Source organism: Burkholderia sp. PvR073, from assembly GCF_054055695.1.
Genome location: NZ_JBSRXO010000003.1, coordinates 12,409 through 31,115, shown reverse-complemented (window position 1 = coordinate 31,115; position 18,707 = coordinate 12,409). Strand labels below are relative to the sequence as shown.

The following is an 18,707-nucleotide window of genomic DNA, read 5'->3' as shown; positions in this document are numbered from 1 at the left end:
CCGGCCGATGCGTCACACGTTGGGGTTGTCGCCGGCCTTCGAGTCGTTGCGGCGGCGCAGGGCCGGCCCGAACGTGAAGCCGAATGCGAGCAGCACCAGCGATACCGCGAGCACGACGTTGTTGCCGCTCGTCACGTACGGCGTGAAGCCGCTCGTGCCTTCGATCCGCACGTCGAGCGAGCCGATCGTGAAGGGTTTCAGCTGGCCGAGCACGCGGCCGTGCGCGTCGATCGCGGCCGTCATCCCGGTATTGGTCGAGCGCAGCATCGGCCGGCCCGTCTCGAGCGCGCGCATCCGCGCGATCTGCAGGTGCTGGTCGAGCGCGATCGTGTCGCCGAACCACGCGAGGTTCGTCACGTTGACGAGCACGCCGGGCGGCTGCGGATTGTCGCGGATCGTCGCGGCGATTTCCTCGCCGAACAAGTCCTCGTAGCAGATGTCGGCCATCACCGGCTGGTTGTGCACGAGGAACGGCTTCTGCACCGGCGCGCCGCGCGCGAAGTCGCCGAGCGGCATCTTCATCAGGTCGACGAACCACCGGAAGCCCCACGGGATGAATTCGCCGAAGGGCACGAGATGGTGCTTGTCGTAGTGATAGATGTCGCGCGAATGCGGCGTCACGCCGTACAGGCTGTTCGTGTAGTCGACGTAACGGCCCTCCGGCGTCACCGACGCGCCGACCGCGCCGAACAGCACGGCCGTGCCCGTCGTGTCGCTGAACTTGCGGATCGCGACGGCGAACGGCTCGGGCAGCTCCTGGATCATCACCGCGATCGCGGTCTCCGGCGTGACGATCAGGTCGGCGGGCTTTTCGACGATCATCTGCTGGTACATCTTGATCGCCGCGTCGATGCCCTCCTGCTCGAACTTGATGTCCTGCTTCACGTTGCCCTGCAGCAGCCGCACGCTGAGCGGCGCGTTCGCGGGCACGGTCCACGTGGCCTGCGACAGCCCGATGCCGGCCGCGACGAGCGCGACGGCGACGCCGGCCGGCGCGGCGATGCGGATGCTTGCGTTGCCGCCGGCGCGTTCAGCGGCGGGCGACCGGCGCGCGGCGACGAGCGCCTGCACGACCAGCGCGGCGAACAGCGCGAGCACCCAGCCGATGCCGTACACGCCGACCACCGGCGCGAAGCCCGCGAACGGGCCGTCGACCTGCGGATAGCCGCTCGCGAGCCACGGAAAGCCGGTCAACACGGTGCCGCGCAGCCATTCGCCGAGCGCCCATGCGCTCGCGAACGCGAACGCGCCGTGCCAGGTCGGAGAGAACGGCCGCGGGTCGGCTTCGCGGCGATGCCACGCATGGCCCGCGCAGAACGACCACAGCCCGGCCGAGAACGCCGGGTACAGCGATAGGTACAGCGAGAACAGCACCAGCGCGCCACCCGCGAGCGGCGCGGCCATCTCGCCGTACACGTGCATGCTGATGTAGAGCCACCAGATGCCGGTGATGAAGTTGCCGAAGCCGAACGCGCCGCCGGTGAGCGCGGCGCCGCGCCAGCTCGACGTGCGCGTCAGCTGCGCGAAAAACCAGACGAATACGACGAGCTGCAGCCAGCCGCCATGCGGGGTCGGTGCGAAGGCGAGCGTATTGGCCGCGCCGGCGAGCAGCGCGGCCGGATAGTGCCAGCGCGGCAGCGCGCGGCCGGGCGCCGGCGCGAGAAGGCCGCCAGCCGGGCGGGACGGAATCGGATCGTCCATGTGAAGCGAAAGGGGGCGAGCGGTTGAAGGAGACGCGGCCGGCGCGAGACGGTCAGTCTTCGTGCGAGGTTTCGGCGCGGCGGCTCGCGTGCGGGTTGCGGCGCACCAGCAGCACGTGGACCTGGCGCGCATCGCCGCGCTGGATCTCGAACACGAGGTTGCCGAGCTGCAGCTTCTCGCCGCGGTGCGGCACGCGGCCGAAATGATGGGTGATCAGCCCGCCGATCGTGTCGACCTCGTCGTCGGGGAAGTCGGTGCCGAACGATTCGTTGAACTGTTCGATCTCGGTGAGCGCGCGCACGCGGTAGCGGCCATCCGGCCCCGAGATGATGTTGCCGGCCTCTTCGTCGAAGTCGTATTCGTCCTCGATGTCGCCGACGATCTGTTCGAGCACGTCCTCGATCGTGATCAGGCCCGCGACGCCGCCGTATTCGTCGACGACGATCGCGAGGTGATTGCGGTTCACGCGGAAGTCGTGCAGCAGCACGTTCAGGCGCTTCGATTCGGGAATGAACACGGCGGGGCGCAGCATCCCGCGCACGTCGAATTCTTCTTCGGCATAGAAGCGCAGCAGGTCTTTCGCAAGCAGCACGCCGATCACGTTGTCGCGGTTCTCCTCGAACACGGGGTAGCGCGAGTGCGCTTTCTCGAGGACGAACGGGATGAAGTCTTCAGGCTTGTCGGCGATGTTGATCGCGTCCATCTGCGCGCGCGGCACCATGATGTCGCGGGCGCACAGGTCGGACACCTGGAACACGCCTTCGATCATCGACAGCGAATCGGCGTCGATCAGGTTGCGTTCGTGGGCGTCCTGGAGGATTTCCAGCAGCTCGGTCCGGGATTCCGGCTCGGGCGAGATGAAGTCGGTCAGGCGCTCGAGCAGCGAGCGCTTTTCTTGCGGTTTGTCGGTGAGCTTACGACTGGGATACGAATCGTTCATGGTGGTGCGCCCGGGTCATGCCGGGGCGCGCGGTCACGGAGTAGGCAAGGATACACCAAGGGCATGGCGCGGCCGTGTCACCCCGGCCGTCCGGCCGGGAGCAGGCGGCGCGCGCAAGCCCCGCTCGGGAACGGCCGCGCCGGGCGCCGCCGTCCGTCGTATCCATCCTATCTCAGAACGAGGCGTCGGGGCAGCGGCGGCAAAAAAGCGGGGCGCAACGGCGACCGGCCGGCCGGTCGGTGCCGGCGGCATTTCGTCGCGGGTCGGGGCGGCCGGGCCGGCGCGGGTGGGCCCGGAAATTCAGAAGCGCATGCCGGCCGAACAGCCGCCGCCCGCCGCGCCGTTGGTCGCGGCGCCGCCGCAGCCCAGGATGCCGCAGCCGGACAACGCGACACTCGCGGCGACGAGCAGCGCGGCCAGCGCGCCGCGCGATCTGCGTGACGGTTTCATGGGCGCGGGGCCTCCCGCGGGGCCTCCTTTCGCATGCGTGGGCGTGGCGCGAGTCGGCCTGTCGAACGTCACCGGCATCGCGCGAGCAGCCCTTCGAGCGCGCGATCGGGGATGCCGCTCGCGCGCAGCGCTTCCACGGTGCGGCTCACGTAGTCGAGCGTCGTGCCGTAGCGGCCGGCCGCGCAGCCGAACACCTCCTTCACGACGGGGTCGGTCAGCTTGCCCGTGTAGGTCGGCGCGTCGCGGCGCATCACGAAGGCCAGCGCGTTCACGCGTTCGCCGGTCTCGAGCGAGCACGGCAGCCACGCGGGCCGGTACGAGCCCATCGGCATCTCGCGTTTCCACAACGTCTCGAGATGCGGCTGCGCGGTCGGGCCCGCGAGCCGGAATGCGATGCCCGAGCACGAGCCGCCGCGATCGAGCGCGAGCACGAGGCCCGGACGTTCGGGCGTGCCGCGGTTCACGCGCGACCACAGGTAGAGCCCGCGATGGTAGCCGTGTACCTTGCCGCGCACGGCGGCGACGGTCGGCAGCCCAGGGTTCCAGATCAGCGAGCCATAGCCGAACAGCCAGAGATCCTGCTGGCCGTCCCAGTCGCGCATCGTGTGCGCGAGCGACGCCGCGAGCTCGTCTTGCGTCAGCAGCCGTCCCTCGCCGATCGACGGCGGGTAGACAGGCGGCAGCATTGCGGCGTGGCGCATGGCGCGGACGGCTCTTACTGGTACGGGTTCGGGAAGCCCAGCTTCGCGAGGATGGCGACTTCGAGCGCTTCCATTTCGGCGGCGTCTTCTTCACTCGTCTCGTGATCGTAGCCCTGCGCGTGCAGCGCGCCGTGCACCAGCAGGTGCGCGTAGTGGGCCGCGAGCGGCTTGCCCTGTTCGTGCGCCTCCTTCTCGACGACCGGGCAGCACAGCACGAGGTCGCCGATCACGGTGCCGTCGGGCGCCGGATCGTACGCGAAGGTCAGCACGTTGGTCGGGTAGTCCTTGTGGCGGTAGCCGTCGTTCAGCGTGCGGCCTTCTTCCTCGCCGACGAAGCGCACGGTGAGCTGCGCGCTCGCGAACAGCGCCGGCTCGATCCATTCGGCGATCAGCTTGCGCTTGGGGCAAGCCTTGCGGACGTCGCCGGTGATTTCGTCGCCGTACTGCACGGACAGGTCGAGCTCGAGCTCGAGCGGCTCGTCCGCCATTTCCGCGATTTCCTCATCGCGCGGCGCGGGCTCGGCACCCACGTGCAGGGTCACGCTGTCGTAATGCTCGGGCTGCAGTGCGAGCTTCGCGCGCATCGCCGGATCGTTGTGCTGCGCGACGATCGCGACGGCTGCGTCGCCCGAGCTGCCCGACAGGTCGAACATCAGGCTGCGGCCGTCCGGGAAGTCGATTCGCAGCCCTTGCGCGTCGACGGTTCTGGCCTTGCCCTTCGCATCGAACAGCGAAAGACGGGGGGAATCGGGCGCGGCGGACTGGTCGCGCCCGGACTTGCGAGAACGGGAAGATTTCATGACGGGTGCGGCGATTGGAACGCGTTGAGGATACACCAAACGGCCGATCGCTCCCGAATTCGGACCGGCCGCGCGCGGGCGAAAAAAAGCCCGGCGCGCCGTCGGGCGGGCCGGGCCGGGCCGTGGGCCGGTGCGGCGCGCGGGCGCCGCCCGTGCGTCACGCGTCCTTGTGCTGTGCGTGGAAGTCGTCGTACGCCTCGACGATGCGTGCGACGAGCGGATGACGCACGACGTCCACGCTCGTGAAGCGCGTGAGCGCGATGCCGCGCACGCCGCCGAGCACTTGCTGCGCCTCGACGAGGCCGCTCTTGTGCCCGCGCGGCAGGTCGACCTGGCTCGTGTCGCCGGTAACGACGGCCTTCGAGCCGAAGCCGATCCGCGTGAGGAACATCTTCATCTGCTCGGGCGTCGTGTTCTGCGCCTCGTCGAGGATGATGAACGCGTGGTTCAGCGTGCGGCCGCGCATATACGCGAGCGGCGCGATCTCGATCATCTGGCGCTCGAACATCTTCGCGGTCTTGTCGAAGCCGAGCAGGTCGTACAGCGCGTCGTACAGCGGCCGCAGGTACGGGTCGACCTTCTGCGCGAGATCGCCCGGCAGGAAGCCGAGCCGCTCGCCGGCCTCGACGGCCGGGCGCGTCAGCACGATCCGCTTGACCTGGTCGCGCTCGAGCGCGTCGACCGCGCATGCGACCGCGAGGTAGGTCTTGCCGGTGCCGGCCGGCCCGATGCCGAACGTCACGTCGTGCGACAGGATCTGCTTCAGGTACTCGCGCTGCGCGGGCGTGCGGCCGCGCAGGTCGGCGCGCCGCGTGTACAGCTTCGGCCCAGGTTCCTCGTCGGGCCCCGCTTCGTCGAGCTGGATGGCCGGTTCGTCGAACGGATGGTCCGGGTCGCCGCGAAAGCGCACGTCGAGCGTGTCCTGGCGGCCGTTGCCGGTGGTGTGACGCACTTCGACCAGCGCGAGCTGGATATCGTCGACCGACAGCGGATCGCGCGAGCGGTTGTAGAAGTTCTCGAGCGCCGCGAGCGCGAGCTTCGCGCCGCGTCCGCGGATCGTGATCCGGTGGCCGCGCCGCGCGAGCGTGACGTCGAGCGCCTGTTCGATCTGCCGCAGGTTCTCGTCGAGCGGGCCGCAGAGGTTGGCGAGGCGCGCGTTGTCTTCGCGCGGCGCGGTGAATTCCAGTGCTTGGACGGTCTTCAAAGTAGCGTCGGGCTCCTGTTGAGCGTCAGTCGGTCAGTGGGTGGCCGCGCTCGCGTCGTCGCTCACGAGCAGCAGCTCGCCGCGCAGCGAATGCGGGTACGCATGGTTGATCTTCACGTCGATCATCTGGCCGATCAGGCGCGGGTGCGACGCGAGCGGCGCCGGGAAATTCACGACCCGGTTGTTCTCGGTGCGGCCCGACAGTTCGTTCGGATCCTTGCGCGACGGGCCCTCGACGAGGATCCGCTCGACCTTCCCGACCATCGACCGGCTGATGCGCGCGACGTTTTCCTCGATGGTCGCCTGCAGATGTTGCAGGCGTTTGAGCTTGACCTCGCGCGGCGTGTCGTCGTGCAGGTTCGCGGCCGGCGTGCCGGGGCGCGGGCTGTAGATGAACGAGAAGCTGGTGTCGTAGCTCATCTCGTGCACGAGCGCCATCATCTTGTCGAAATCCTCCTCGGTCTCGCCGGGGAAGCCGACGATCATGTCGGTCGACAGCGACAGGTCCGGGCGGATCGCGCGCAGCTTGCGGATCACCGACTTGTATTCGAGCACCGTGTAGCCGCGCTTCATCGCCATCAGGATGCGGTCGGAGCCGTGCTGGACCGGCAGGTGCAGGTGGCTCACGAGCTTCGGCACCTTCGCGTAGGTGTCGATCAGGCGCTGCGTGAATTCCTTCGGGTGCGACGTCGTGTAGCGGATGCGCTCGATGCCGGGGATGTCGGCGACGTATTCGATCAGCGTCGCGAAATCGGCGATTTCCGTCGAGCCGGCCGTCAGCGCGCCGCGGTACGCGTTCACGTTCTGGCCGAGCAGCGTGACTTCGCGCACGCCCTGGTCGGCGAGGCCGGCCACTTCGGTCAGCACGTCGTCGAGCGGGCGCGACACTTCGTCGCCGCGCGTGTACGGCACGACGCAGTAGCTGCAGTACTTCGAACAGCCTTCCATGATCGACACGAACGCGCTCGGCCCCTCGACGCGCGCGGGCGGCAGGTGGTCGAACTTCTCGATCTCGGGGAACGAGATGTCGACCTGCGCACGGCCGCTCGCGCGGCGCTGGTCGATCATCTGCGGCAGGCGGTGCAGCGTCTGCGGGCCGAACACGAGGTCGACGTACGGTGCGCGCGACACGATCGACGCGCCTTCCTGGCTGGCGACGCAGCCGCCGACGCCGATCAGCAGGCCCGGCTTCGCTTCCTTCAGCTCGCGCACGCGGCCGAGGTCGGAGAACACCTTTTCCTGCGCCTTCTCACGCACCGAGCACGTGTTGAACAGGATGATGTCCGCGTCTTCCGGGGTATCGGTCTTTTCGAGGCCTTCGGCCGCATTGAGCACGTCCACCATCTTGTCCGAGTCGTACTCGTTCATCTGGCAGCCGAAGGTCTTTACGTAAACTTTTTTCGTCATGGGGATTCGCCGTTCGCAGTGGTTGACCTGGGGGCGTCGTCAAGGGTGTATCGGGACGGCTGCAGCGGTGCAGCGGCTCGTGCCGGCGCCGCGTGGCGGACCGGGGCGCGCGGTGCGCGTCGAGCGAGCCTGTCGTGAACTCGTGAAAAGCCGTCGGGCAAGCCTTCCATTATAGCTTTACGCGCCGTCCCGGGCGGCTGGCGGGTTGCAGCCGCGCGACGCCATTCGCCGCGCTCCGACCCCGATAGGGCGGCGCGTGTCAGTGTCAGCGTCAGCGGCACGCGTTGAGCAGATCGTCGAGCGCCGCTTCCTCGCGCGCGAAGCGTTCGGCGAGGAAGTCGAGCAGCACGCGCACGCGCGGCGCCATGTAGCGCTTGCTGTGATAGATCGCGTGCAGCGGCGCGTCCTGGTGCCGCCAGTCGGGCAGCAGCACGCGCAGCCGGCCGGCGCGCACGTCGTCGGCGATGTCCCACAGCGACTTCAGCGCGATGCCGTGGCCGCGCAGCGTCCATTCGCGGGTGAGGCCGCCGTCGTTGGTCTCGAACGCGGTCGACACCGGCACCGTGTGAGTCTGTACTTCGTCGCCGCGCGTGAAGCGCCACGTGTTCATCGGGCCCGACGCGATCGTGATCACGTTGCAGGGAAAGCGGGCCAGATCGTGCGGATCGGCCGGCACGCCGTGGCGCGCGACGAACGACGGCGCCGCGCACAGCACGCGCCGGTTCGCGGCGAGCCGGCGCGCGATCAACGCGCCGTCGGGCGGCGCGGCGAAGCGGATCGCGAGGTCGATTTCGTCCTGCCACAGGTTCGACGCCGAATCGGACGCCGTCAGCGAGAACGTGACGCCCGGATGCAGCGTGGTGAATTCGTCGAGCCAGTCGAGTAGCTGGTTGCGGCCGAAATCGGACGTCGACGACAGCCGCACCTTGCCGGCCACCACGTTGCGGCCTTCCTGCAGCAGCGCGTGCGCGTCGTCGAGCGCCTGCAGCGCTTGCCGGCAGCAGTTCAGGTAGAGCCGGCCTTCGTCGGTGAGCCGCAGCTGCCTGGTGGAGCGCTCGAACAGTCGCGTCGCGACCTTTGCCTCGAGTTTCGCGAGGCGCGCGCTCGCGGCGGCCGGCGTGAGGTTCAGCTTGCGCCCGGCCGCGGACAGGCTGCCCAGTTCCGCCGCCTCGACGAACAGCCGGATGTCGCCCAGTCGATCCATTGGATTTTCCAGAATCTTTTGAAAATGGTTCAAATGCCACGCCAATTATCAAAGATAGGCGTATTCGGGACAATGCGCGCACATCCCGCTTTTTGTGCGGTGCGGCACCGACCGGGCGCCGCGTCCGCCGCCTTCCGGAGAACGTCATGCCCATCCCGTTACTGGCGCTCGCGATCAGCGCCTTCGCCATCGGCACCACCGAATTCATCATCATGGGGCTCCTGCCTGAAGTCGCGCGCGACCTCGCCGTGTCGCTGCCGTCGGCCGGCCTGCTCGTCACGGGCTATGCGCTCGGCGTCGCGGTCGGTGCGCCGCTGCTCGCGGTGCTGACGAGCCGCATGCCGCGCAAGGCCGCATTGCTGCTGCTGATGGCGATCTTCATCGTCGGCAACGTGCTGTGCGCGACCGCGTCCGGCTACGCGATGCTGATGGTCGCGCGCGTCGTCACGTCGTTCGCGCACGGCTCGTTCTTCGGGATCGGCGCGGTGGTCGCCGCGTCGCTCGTGCCGGCCGACAAGCGCGCGAGCGCGATCGCGCTGATGTTCACGGGCCTCACGCTGTCGAACGTGCTCGGCGTGCCGTTCGGCACGTTCGTCGGTCAGCTGCTCGGCTGGCGCGCGTCGTTCTGGATCGTCGCCGCGCTCGGCGTGCTGTCGCTCGGCGGCGTCGCGCTGCTGGTGCCGAACCGTCATGACGGCGGGCCCGTCGGCCTCGGCCACGAAGTGCGCGTGCTGAAGGAGCCGCAGGTCTGGCTCGCCCTGCTGATGACCGTGCTTGGCTTCGGCGGCGTGTTCGTCGTGTTCACGTACATCGCGCCGATCCTCGAAACCGTCACCGGCTATTCGCCACGGGCGGTCGCGCTGATCCTCGTGCTGTTCGGCGCCGGGCTGACGGTCGGCAACACGCTCGGCGGCAAGCTTGCCGACCGCGCGCTGATGCCGTCGCTGATCGCGATCCTGGTCGCGCTGATGGCGGTGATGGCCGTGTTCGCGAAGACGAGCCACCTGCCGGTCGCGGCCGCGGCGACGGTGTTCGTGTGGGGGATCGCCGCGTTCGCGACGGTGCCGCCGCTGCAGGCGCGCGTCGTCGAGAAGGCCGCGAGCGCGCCGCATCTGGCGTCGACGCTGAACATCGGCGCATTCAACGTCGGCAATGCGGGCGGTGCGTGGCTCGGCGGACTGGCGCTGCAGCACGGCTTCGCGCTCGATGCGCTGCCGTGGGTCGCCGTGGCGGTGACGTTCGCAGCGCTGGTCGTCACGTGGTTCGCGATGCGGCTCGATGCGCGCGCGCCGGCGCGCGGCGCCGGCCGCGCATTGAGCGGCGCTGCGCCGACGCCATGGCGACGGGAAAACGTTCGCGAGGAACGCATTCCTCCGCGATGCTGATAACGGTGTGAAGATAACTTCGTTTGCCGGGGCAGGGCCGGGTGATAGCGTCTCGATACGCGCCGTTCGTGGCGCAACCCGATTCCGGCTCACCCCATTCGCAGGGCCGCACGGCGGCCCGGAGGCCATGCTATGTCTTCATCCCTGGCGCTGGTGCGCGACGTGTCTTCCTTCGAGTCCGGCGAGGCCGCCGGCGCGCGGACGTCCGCGTCGCTCGACGTCCTCGAGCAGGTCGTCGGCGTGAACCTCGCGCGCTTGCGCGCCGAGCGGCAGTTGTCGCTCGATGCGCTTGCGCGTCTGTCCGGCGTATCGCGCGCGATGCTCGCGCAGATCGAATCCGCGCGCAGCGTGCCGTCGATCAAGGTGCTCTGCAAGATCGCCGCGGCGCTGAAGGTGTCGGTCGCCGCCTTCCTGCGCCGCCACGCGGTGAACGGCTTCGAGCATCTGGCGGCGGAGCGCGCGGCGCGCGTCGTCAGCTCGAGCGGCCGTTTCTCGGCGCGTGCGCTGTATCCGGAGGGCGAGCCGGCCGCGGCCGAATTCCACGAGCTGCGGATCGCGCCGCTGCACACGGAGCCCGGCACCCGCCGCGCGCCCGGCACGACGGTCAACCTGGTCGTCAGCGAGGGCACGCTCGAAGTCAGCGTGCACGATCGCCGCCAGTTGCTCGCGACCGGCGACGCGATCGTGTTCGATGCCGACCAGCCGTATAGCCTGCGCAACCCGGGCGACACCGAGGCGCGCGCGTTCCGCGTGACGGTGAGCCCCGAAGTGCCGCCGCGCTGGCTCGTGCCCGACGCCGCGCACGTGGCCGGCTGAGCGCGTGCGGGTTGCCGGGTCGGACCGGCGCCGGTGTCGTTCGGGACGGCCGCGCCGGCCTGGCGTCGGCTTGGTGTCGGCCGTTCGGACGATGCCGTTAGACGGAGTCGTCAGTAAGGTTTTAGGTGTGGTTCGCTGCGCGGCGCGCGCAGCTGATGTATGCTTGGCCCGCCGGTTCCGGGGCAGTTCCCGGCCGGTAATCAGTGCGTCTTCAGGGCGGGGCGAAATTCCCCACCGGCGGTAGGCTGGCGAAAGCCGGCGAGCCCGCGAGCGCCCGCGCATCCGCGCGGGGTCAGCAGATCTGGTCGAATGCCAGAGCCGACGGTCATAGTCCGGATGAGAGAAGATGTGCAGATAGTCATGTCCGTCAGGGCCGCTTTGCCGTGCGTGCGAGGCGGGTTGTCGTTCTGTCTGTTTGCAATGCCCTGAAACGTTTTTCGCCCAAATCGAAATTGCGAGGAGCGTTTCACATGTCCTTCATGTCCGTTTCGTCGGCACCCGCCGACGCCTTTGCCGATCTCCCGTTGCTCGACTCCGAACCGGTGCCGCCGCGCATCGCCGCCGCGCTCGACGCGTTGCGCGCGGGCCGCGCGGTCGTGTTGCAGGACGATCACGACCGGGAAAACGAGGCCGACCTGATCGTCGCCGCCGAGCGCATCACGCCCGAGACGATGGCGCTCCTGATCCGCGAGTGCAGCGGCATCGTGTGCCTGTGCCTGACCGACGACAAGGTCCGCGCGCTCGAGCTGCCGCCGATGGTGCAGACCAACGAAAGCCGCAACGGCACCGCGTTCACCGTATCGATCGAGGCACGCGAAGGCGTGCATACCGGCGTGTCCGCGGCCGACCGCGTGACGACGATTCGCGCGGCGATCGCCGACGACGCGAAGCCGTACGACATCGTGCGCCCCGGCCACGTGTTTCCGTTGCGTGCGCAACCGGGCGGCGTGCTGGCGCGCCGCGGTCACACCGAAGGGACGGTCGACCTGTCGATCCTCGCGGGTTTGAAGCCGGCCGGCGTGCTGTGCGAGCTGATGAATCCGGACGGCACGATGACGCGCGGCGACGACGTCGAGCGTTTCGCGCAGCAGCATGGGCTGCCGATGCTGACGATCGCGGAGCTGGTGGAATTCCGCGAGGCGCTTGCGGCCGCGCGCGAGCGCTGCTGCGAACCGGCCTGACAGCCGGTGTGGCGGGCGCGCCGATGCGCCCGCGGTACGGCGTGCGCATCGCGCCGCACGCCGGTTCTGTCGCTGCGGCGCGGCCGCTCGTCAGGACTGCACGTCGCCGAATTCGCCGCGCAGGCCGGCCGCGACGAGCGCCGGCAGTTCGTCCATCCTGCGCATGATCCGCGTGATGCCCATCGCGCGCAGCGCGTCCGCGTAGTTGTCGGGGATGTGGCTCGCGCCGACGAACGCGATCGTCTTCATGCCCGCCGCGCGCGCGGCGTTCAGGCCCGACACGCTGTCCTCGACGACGATGCAGCGCTCCGGTGCGACGCCGAGCGTGTGCGCCGCATGCAGGTAGACGTCGGGGTAGGGCTTCGGCCGCGCGACCTGCTCGGAGCTGAACACGCGATCGCCGAAGATTTCGGTGAGCGACGCGCGCTTCAGCGAGCTGCGCACGCGCACGAGCCGGCTGTTCGATACCACCGCGGCCGGCAGGCCGACCTTCAGCAGCGCGTCGCGCACGCCGGTGATCGGCGCGAGCGATTGCGCGAGACCGGTCTCGATGTTGCGCTCGATGGTCTCGATGAAGTCATCCGGCATCCGGATCCCGAAATGTGCTTCGAGCCCGGCGAGAAAGCGCGACGTCTGCTGGCCGAACGCGGACTTCGCGGCGTCTTCGAAATCGAGGTGGGGGAAGGTGGCGGACAGCGTTTCGAACAGCACGCGGTCGGCAATGACTTCGCTGTCGACGAGCACGCCGTCGCAGTCGCAGATAAGGTGATCGAGCATGGTGGTGAAAAGGCGGGTGTCGGCGACGCCGATCATGCCGCCATGATACGTGCTTTCGCGGCCGTGCCGCGCACCGTTCGGCGAGCCGCTTGCGCGGTCGGGCCGAGCCGGCGTACCGGATCCGGCCCGGTATCGCCGCACGGCGCCGCTGCGCGCGTCACACCTCGATCACGCGCCCCGTCTGCCACGACTTCATCGCGGCCTCCGCCAGCTCGAGCGCGGCGAGCCCGTCGTCGATCGTCGTCCTGACCGGCGTGCCATCGCGCAGCGCATCGACGAAGTGCGCGATTTCGGCCGCGTAGGCGTGCCGGTAGCGCTCGAGGAAGAACGGCTCCGGCACGTCGGTGGCGATGCCGTTCGCCGACCACGCGGTCACTTCGGTCGGCCGCACATTGCCGGCCTGCAGCATGCCTGTGCTGCCGAGCAGCTCGAAGCGCTGGTCGTAGCCGTACGCCGCGCGGCGCGACGTATTGATCTGGCACAGCAGGCCGCGCCGCGTGCGGATCGTCACGGCGGTCGAATCGATATCGCCGGCATCGCGCACGGCCGGATCGGTCAGGCAGCTGCCGGTCGCATGCAGCGTCTGCGCTTCGTCGCCGAGGATCCAGCGGAACACGTCGAAGTCGTGGATCAGCATGTCCTTGAAGATGCCGCCCGAGCTGCGGATGTAGTCGACGGGCGGCGCGCCAGGGTCGCGGCTCGTGACGACCAGCATTTCCGGAACGCCGATGTCGCCGCGCTCGACGCGCGCTTTCAGCGCGGCGAAGGTCGGGTCGAAGCGGCGCTGGAAACCGATCATGCAGGTGACGCCGCGGCGGCGCACGACCTCCGCGCATTCGCGCGAACGTGCGACGCTCAGGTCGACCGGCTTCTCGCAGAACACGGCCTTGCCCGCGTTCGCCGCCGCGACGATCAGGTCCGCGTGCGTATCGGTGCTCGATGCGATCACGACGGCCTGCACGGACGTGTCGCCGAGCGCGCGTTCGATGTCGGCGACCTGCGCGCCGTGCGTGTGCGCAAGCGTATCGGCCGACGGCGCATGCCGATCGACCACGTACTTGAGTTTCGCGCCCGGGTGGCGCGCCAGATTCGCCGCGTGGATCTTCCCGATTCTTCCCGCACCGAACAAAGCGAATTCGATCATGCCGTTCTCCTGTTGACTCCGTTGGGTTCCGACAGCGCGCGGCGTCAGAACGAATGGTTGATGCCGATGTTCACGCCGGTCCGCGAACGGCCCGGCAGCGGATTCGCGAGGTTGTCGTTGTCCGTGCCGGGGTTGTTGTTTGCGGCCGAGAAATTCGAGCCGCTCGCGTTGCGCACCTGCGCGACCGTCGCATAGCGCAGCGTGCGCTTCGACAGGCTGTATGCGCCGCCGAGCGCGAACATCGGCGCGTGGCCGGACGGATCGTGCGCCGCCGCGACGCTCAGCGAGCCGTGAGTTCGCCGCGGAGGTAATCGATGCTGGCGCGCAGCCGCTGTTCGATGTCATCCGCTTCGGCGATCTCGTTCGCGAACGGCTCGAACGAGAACGCGCCGCGATAGCCGCGTGCGAGCAGTTCGCGCAGCTGTCGGACGTTGCCGAGCCGGTCGGCCATGCCGACCAGCACGCGATGGCCGTCGCGCATCCGGTCGACCGGCAGGTCGCTTTCCTCGACACCCGAGATGTGCACGAGGCCCGTCAGGTTCGGGAAGAAGATGTCCTCGCCCGACAGGTGATGGTGGAACGTGTCGTGCACGAGGCGGAATACCTGTTCGCCGGCCGCGGCGTAGATGCCCTTCACCGCGTCCGACTTGCGGCGCAGCGCGCATTCCTCGAAGCCGAGCGGCTCGATGAAGCCGAGGAGGCCGCGTGCAGCGAGGATCGGCTTGAGCGCGTTCAGCGCCTTCACGAGATCCGCGTGGCGCGTGTCGGCGTCGCGGGTGTCGGCGCGGCTGTTGGTCGGGCACAGCACCAGTGCGCGTGCGCCGCATTGCGCGGCGTAGTCGGCGAGCACGGTTGCTTCGTCCGCGCGCTCGGCATTCCATTGCTCGAAGCGCTGCAGCGCGTTGATCGTCAGGATCGTCACGCCGCCGGCCTCGGCCGTCGCGCGCACGGCCGACGCAGGCGTGCCGTCGGTGATCTCGACGCCGTCGAGATCGTTGCGGATCTCGATCGAGTCGACGCCGAGCCGCCGGCACAGTGCGACATAGCGGTCGAGCGGCAGGCGCGGCGCGCTCATCCGGTTCAGCGAGAAATGGAATGCTGGTTGCGTCATCGTTCGGTCCTCAGGTCTCGGGTGGGGCGGGCGAATCAGGTGAAGCTGCGCGCGCTGCCGCCGGCCGGCGTGTCCGGCGGCTGCGCGGCAAGCGCGTGCCACGTGGCGCGCAGCCACTGCGCGCACGCGACGTTGTTGTCGAAGATCGAATAGCGGGCGCCGCCGCCGTAGTCCGGAAACGGGATGAACTCGCAGCTGATCTGCCCGAGCCGTGTCGGTCGTGTTTGGACCTGCCACTGCAGCAACTGCCGAAGCGCCGTCTTCCACGTGTCGAGCGCCGCCGCATGCCAATCGCCGTGATAGGCGCCGGGCGCCGGTTCGACGAACGGGTACTGGATTCCGCGGCCGGGCCGGCCGTCCGCGCGGCGCATCCAGCGGTTCGCCGGATTGTTCGGGATCACGCTGCGCGCATGCGCGTGCCGGACCCAGCCGCGTGCGATCCAGTCGGCGTAGACGGCCGACGGTGACGCCGGGTCGAGCAAGTGGCGCGCGCTGCCGGCCGGCTCGTGCAGGCCCGACGCGTCGAGTTCGCCACGATTGCCGATCTTGAACAGCAGGTGCGAATGGTCGAGCGTGATCCTGAACGGCGCGCCGGCCTGCTCGACGCATTGCGCGACGCGCGCGACCCGCCGGAAATCCTCGCTCCACATGTCGACGTGCACTTCGAGGCTCGGCAGGCAGCCGACCGGCTCGCCGCGTTCGTACGCGCGCAGGTAGAAGGCGGCGACTTCGCGGTCCGACAACGGATGACCGTCCGCATGATGAGCGTACAGCTGGCAGTTGAGCACCGTGCTGCCGAACCGCGCGCCGGCGTCGATGATCGCGTCGACGTGCGCTTCGTCGCGGCCGGCGCACCAGATGCCGCCGATCACGCGAATCGGCAGCGCATGCCGGTCGACCAGCGCGAAGTACGGCGCGAGATCCTCGCCGCGCACCGGATTCTTTTCGACATAGTCGAACACGCCGGCGCCGGCGATCATCCGGAACCGCTCGGCGGGCGTGGGCAGCGGCAGGCCGTCGTGTTCGAGCACGCCGTCGAGGTTCACGCCGATGAGGATCGCTTCAGCCATCGTCTCCCGTCCGTCCTGGTCCCTGGATGGCTGCCAAATGTACGGACATGCCGCGCGCGCCGCATGACAAACGTTGACGAAAAATCGCCAATGCGGCGGTCGATTTTTTCGCGCCGCGCCTGCGCGCGACGCGCGACGCGGCGTCAGGTCTGCAGATACGCGCTGGTGCGCACGTTGGCCGAGCAGAACACGCGGAATTCGACAGGGTCGCCCGGCGGCGGCTGGTCGACGATGCCGCACGCATGCAGCACATGCTGCAGCGCGGAGATCGCCTGGCCGTCCGGATCCTGGTCGATCGCGATGTCCATCGAGCCGGCCTCGATGTAGGTGCGGTGCAGGTCGATCATCTCGTGCCCGACCCAGACGACGCGTCCGGCCGCTCCCGCCTTGCGCAGCGCCGCCTCGATGCCGGCCGAGCCGGCGCCGCTGTTGTAGATCCCGACGATATCGTCGTACGTGTGCAGCGCGTTCGTGACCGCGCGGTAGCAGCGGTCGTCCTGGTCGAGCGTTTCGACCGGCGCATCGTCGCAGGCGAGGGCGGCGAACGCCTCCTTCAGCTGGTCGACGCAGCCGGCCATCCGGTCGGCGTGCGCGCGATAGCCCATGCGTCCGCCCAGCAACAGCACGCGGCCGGGGCGCGCCGCGAGGCGGCCGATGTAGTAGCCGGCGGTGCGCCCGGCGCGATAGTTGTCGATGCCCGCGTAGTGCACGCGCGCGCCGCCGCCGATGTCGGTGACCATCGTGACGACGGTTTCGCCGCGCGCGATCGCGCCGGCCAGCGCATCGCGCACGCGCGGCGTGTCGCGTGCCGTGACGATCAGCGCCGCGCGCCGATAGGCGGGCCGCTCGATCAGCGCGGCGGCGCGTTCGTCGTCCGCGGCGGGCAGGATGGTCCGGTGCACGACCACGCGCCGGTCGAGCATCTGGAGCGAGCGTTGCAGCGCCTGCTGCAGCCGCCGGAAGAACGGTGCGTCGGTGTCCGGCAGCAGGACGTCGACGTGGAGCAGCCCGTGCCGCGTGTCGGGCAACTGGCGCGGCACGCCGAGCTGGCGCGCGGCCGCCACCACGCGTTCGCGCGCCTGCGCGGACACGCTGCCGCGCTCGTTCAGCACGCGGTCGACGGTGGTCGTGCTGACCCCGGCGAGTGCCGCGATCTCGTCGAAGCGCGCGGTGCGCTTGCGCCAGCGCGGACCGGACGGGTCGGTCATGGTCGTCTCCATGTGGGTCGTCGCCATCGATGCGTGGCGCTGTCCGGAACGCTAAAGCGATGGCGAAATTTCGTCAACGTTTCGATTGAGCGGGCCAGGGCCGTCGCCTAATTTTGAATGCATGACGAAGCGCTCGCCGCGCTTCCCGCGAACGAATAAACCAGGAGACACGCGTGGCCCATACGGACGACCAAGCGCACGATCGCAGCGCGGCGGCGCGCCGTCAGGAATACCGAATGATCGGCGGCGCCGGCGAGCGCGCGCGGGCGGCGGGGCTCGTCAACGCCGAGTGGTACCGGTGCCCGGTGCCGCGGCCGCTGATGAAGCAGCTGATGCAGCGCGACGACGCGCGCGCGATCCGCGACACGCTGGTCTGGTACACGGCGATCGTCGCGAGCGGCGTGCTCGCGTGGCTCGCATGGCGTGCGCATTCCGCGTGGGCGATTCCCGCGTTCTTCGTGTACGGCACGCTCTACTGCAGCCCGGCCGACTCGCGCTGGCACGAGTGCGGGCATGGCACCGCGTTCCGCACGCGCTGGATGAACGACGTGCTGTACCAGGTCGCGTCGTTCCAGGTGTTCCGCCGCGCGACGGTATGGCGCTGGAGCCACGCGCGCCATCACACCGACACGCTCGTCGTCGGGCGCGATCCGGAGATTGCCGCGCCGAAGCCGACCGACTGGCTCGGGCTCGCGCTGAACGTGATTGCGCTCAAGCATGTGGCGAGCGAGCTGCGCAAGATGATCGTGCTCGCGTTCGCCGGCCGGCTCGACGACGCGGAGCGCACCTACGTGCCCGAATCGGAGTGGCCGAAGGTCGTGCGCGAAGCGCGGATTCATCTGACCGTTTATGCCGTCGTGATCGCCGCGGCGCTGTACTGGCACACGATCCTGCCGCTGCTCTATATCGGGTTGCCGAGCCTCTACGGCGCGTGGCTGTACCTGTACTTCGGCCTCACGCAGCACGCGGGCATGCCCGAGAACGTGCTCGATCACCGGCGCAACTGCCGGACCGTGATGATGAATCCGGTGTTCCGCTTCCTGTACTGGAACATGAACTACCACGTCGAACACCACATGTTCCCGATGGTGCCGTTCCACGCGCTGCCGAAGCTGCACGACGCCGTGAAGGCCGACATGCCGCCGCCGTACCCCAGCACGCTGGCCGCGTATGCGGAGATCGTGCCGGCGCTCGTCCGGCAGACGCGCGACCCGTCCCATCACGTCGTGCGGCCGGTGCCGGACGCCGCGCGTGCATGACCGGCATCGAAGATTCCAACGAAGGAGACACGCATCATGACGCAATGGATCGACACCGGCGCCCTCGACGATATCGACGACGAGGACGTCGCCCGCTTCGACCACGACGGCCGCACGTACGCGATCTACCGGATCGACGGGAACGTGTATGCGAGCGACGGGCTGTGCACGCACGAGCACGTGCATCTCGCGGACGGGCTCGTGATCGACCACGTGATCGAATGTCCGAAGCACAACGGGCGTTTCGACGTGCGCGACGGCCGCGCGCTGTCGGCGCCGGCCTGCGAAAAACTGCGCACCTACCGCGCGAAGGTTGAGGACGGCCGCATCCTGATCGAGGTGTGACGCG

At 69.1% G+C, this 18,707-nt stretch carries 19 protein-coding genes and 1 riboswitch; of the genes, 5 read left to right on the top strand and 14 right to left on the bottom strand.

What is annotated here, in order from left to right; genetic code table 11:
- Positions 1 to 12 precede the first annotated feature (12 nt).
- The 8 genes from lnt to ACVK00_RS11830 all read right to left on the bottom strand — a co-directional run bounded on the left by lnt (position 13) and on the right by ACVK00_RS11830 (position 8,407).
- Positions 13 to 1,701, bottom strand: coding sequence for an apolipoprotein N-acyltransferase (lnt, locus tag ACVK00_RS11865; protein WP_284894720.1), 1,689 nt, complete (start codon positions 1,699 to 1,701; stop codon positions 13 to 15).
- Positions 1,702 to 1,753: 52 nt separating this feature from the next.
- Positions 1,754 to 2,641, bottom strand: a complete 888-nt coding sequence (locus ACVK00_RS11860) for an HlyC/CorC family transporter (RefSeq protein WP_006755523.1) — start codon at positions 2,639 to 2,641, stop codon at positions 1,754 to 1,756.
- A 300-nt stretch (positions 2,642 to 2,941) separates the two neighbouring features.
- Positions 2,942 to 3,091, bottom strand: a complete 150-nt coding sequence (locus tag ACVK00_RS11855) for a hypothetical protein (RefSeq protein WP_166725418.1) — start codon at positions 3,089 to 3,091, stop codon at positions 2,942 to 2,944.
- 68 nt (positions 3,092 to 3,159) lie between these two features.
- Entirely contained in the window at positions 3,160 to 3,792 is a 633-nt protein-coding gene (locus tag ACVK00_RS11850) for a gamma-glutamylcyclotransferase (protein WP_006755525.1), read from the bottom strand.
- A gap of 14 nt (positions 3,793 to 3,806) precedes the next feature.
- Entirely contained in the window at positions 3,807 to 4,592 is a 786-nt protein-coding gene (gene ybeY / locus ACVK00_RS11845; RefSeq protein WP_284894723.1) for an rRNA maturation RNase YbeY, read from the bottom strand.
- Between the two features lie 157 nt (positions 4,593 to 4,749).
- Positions 4,750 to 5,796: a PhoH family protein gene (locus ACVK00_RS11840; protein WP_284894724.1), complete on the bottom strand. Its 1,047-nt coding sequence runs from the start codon at positions 5,794 to 5,796 to the stop codon at positions 4,750 to 4,752.
- A 33-nt stretch (positions 5,797 to 5,829) separates the two neighbouring features.
- Positions 5,830 to 7,203: a tRNA (N6-isopentenyl adenosine(37)-C2)-methylthiotransferase MiaB gene (gene miaB, locus ACVK00_RS11835; protein ID WP_011657871.1), complete on the bottom strand. Its 1,374-nt coding sequence runs from the start codon at positions 7,201 to 7,203 to the stop codon at positions 5,830 to 5,832.
- Between the two features lie 271 nt (positions 7,204 to 7,474).
- Entirely contained in the window at positions 7,475 to 8,407 is a 933-nt protein-coding gene (locus tag ACVK00_RS11830; RefSeq protein WP_011657870.1) for a LysR family transcriptional regulator, read from the bottom strand.
- Between the two features lie 146 nt (positions 8,408 to 8,553).
- On the opposite strand from ACVK00_RS11830, the gene ACVK00_RS11825 reads away from it, so the two are divergent.
- The 3 genes from ACVK00_RS11825 (at position 8,554) to ribB (ending at position 11,789) form a co-directional block, all read left to right on the top strand.
- Positions 8,554 to 9,792 carry an MFS transporter gene (locus tag ACVK00_RS11825; RefSeq protein WP_284894726.1) on the top strand — a complete coding sequence of 413 codons (1,239 nt, stop codon included), beginning with the start codon at positions 8,554 to 8,556 and terminating at the stop codon, positions 9,790 to 9,792.
- 132 nt (positions 9,793 to 9,924) lie between these two features.
- Positions 9,925 to 10,608, top strand: coding sequence for a helix-turn-helix domain-containing protein (locus ACVK00_RS11820; protein WP_284894727.1), 684 nt, complete (start codon positions 9,925 to 9,927; stop codon positions 10,606 to 10,608).
- Between the two features lie 203 nt (positions 10,609 to 10,811).
- Positions 10,812 to 10,960, top strand: a riboswitch (FMN riboswitch).
- A 118-nt stretch (positions 10,961 to 11,078) separates the two neighbouring features.
- A complete protein-coding gene (gene ribB / locus ACVK00_RS11815; protein WP_124621335.1) occupies positions 11,079 to 11,789 on the top strand; it encodes a 3,4-dihydroxy-2-butanone-4-phosphate synthase in 711 nt (236 codons plus the stop codon).
- A 90-nt stretch (positions 11,790 to 11,879) separates the two neighbouring features.
- On the opposite strand, the gene ACVK00_RS11810 is transcribed toward ribB, so the two are convergent.
- The 6 genes from ACVK00_RS11810 to ACVK00_RS11785 form a co-directional block, all read right to left on the bottom strand.
- A complete protein-coding gene (locus tag ACVK00_RS11810; protein WP_284894729.1) occupies positions 11,880 to 12,566 on the bottom strand; it encodes an HAD family hydrolase in 687 nt (228 codons plus the stop codon).
- 157 nt (positions 12,567 to 12,723) lie between these two features.
- The gene (gene iolG / locus ACVK00_RS11805) at positions 12,724 to 13,710 is read right to left on the bottom strand and encodes an inositol 2-dehydrogenase (protein ID WP_284894731.1); all 987 of its coding nucleotides are present in this window, start codon (positions 13,708 to 13,710) and stop codon (positions 12,724 to 12,726) included.
- A gap of 44 nt (positions 13,711 to 13,754) precedes the next feature.
- Complete coding sequence (locus ACVK00_RS11800; RefSeq protein WP_284894732.1) at positions 13,755 to 13,952, bottom strand: hypothetical protein; 198 nt, start codon at positions 13,950 to 13,952, stop codon at positions 13,755 to 13,757.
- A gap of 38 nt (positions 13,953 to 13,990) precedes the next feature.
- Positions 13,991 to 14,821 carry a TIM barrel protein gene (locus ACVK00_RS11795; RefSeq protein ID WP_284894734.1) on the bottom strand — a complete coding sequence of 277 codons (831 nt, stop codon included), beginning with the start codon at positions 14,819 to 14,821 and terminating at the stop codon, positions 13,991 to 13,993.
- Positions 14,822 to 14,856: 35 nt separating this feature from the next.
- Positions 14,857 to 15,891 (bottom strand): xylose isomerase, encoded by a 1,035-nt coding sequence (locus ACVK00_RS11790; RefSeq protein ID WP_284894735.1) that lies wholly within the window; start codon positions 15,889 to 15,891, stop codon positions 14,857 to 14,859.
- A 143-nt stretch (positions 15,892 to 16,034) separates the two neighbouring features.
- Positions 16,035 to 17,099, bottom strand: a complete 1,065-nt coding sequence (locus ACVK00_RS11785) for a LacI family DNA-binding transcriptional regulator (RefSeq protein WP_175656329.1) — start codon at positions 17,097 to 17,099, stop codon at positions 16,035 to 16,037.
- A 173-nt stretch (positions 17,100 to 17,272) separates the two neighbouring features.
- Between ACVK00_RS11785 and ACVK00_RS11780 the strand changes: the two genes are divergently transcribed.
- Together ACVK00_RS11780 and ACVK00_RS11775 are read left to right on the top strand one after the other, a co-directional pair.
- Complete coding sequence (locus ACVK00_RS11780) at positions 17,273 to 18,358, top strand: fatty acid desaturase family protein (RefSeq protein ID WP_435521210.1); 1,086 nt, start codon at positions 17,273 to 17,275, stop codon at positions 18,356 to 18,358.
- A 36-nt stretch (positions 18,359 to 18,394) separates the two neighbouring features.
- Positions 18,395 to 18,703: a non-heme iron oxygenase ferredoxin subunit gene (locus ACVK00_RS11775; protein ID WP_011657860.1), complete on the top strand. Its 309-nt coding sequence runs from the start codon at positions 18,395 to 18,397 to the stop codon at positions 18,701 to 18,703.
- The last annotated feature ends 4 nt before the right edge of the window (positions 18,704 to 18,707 follow it).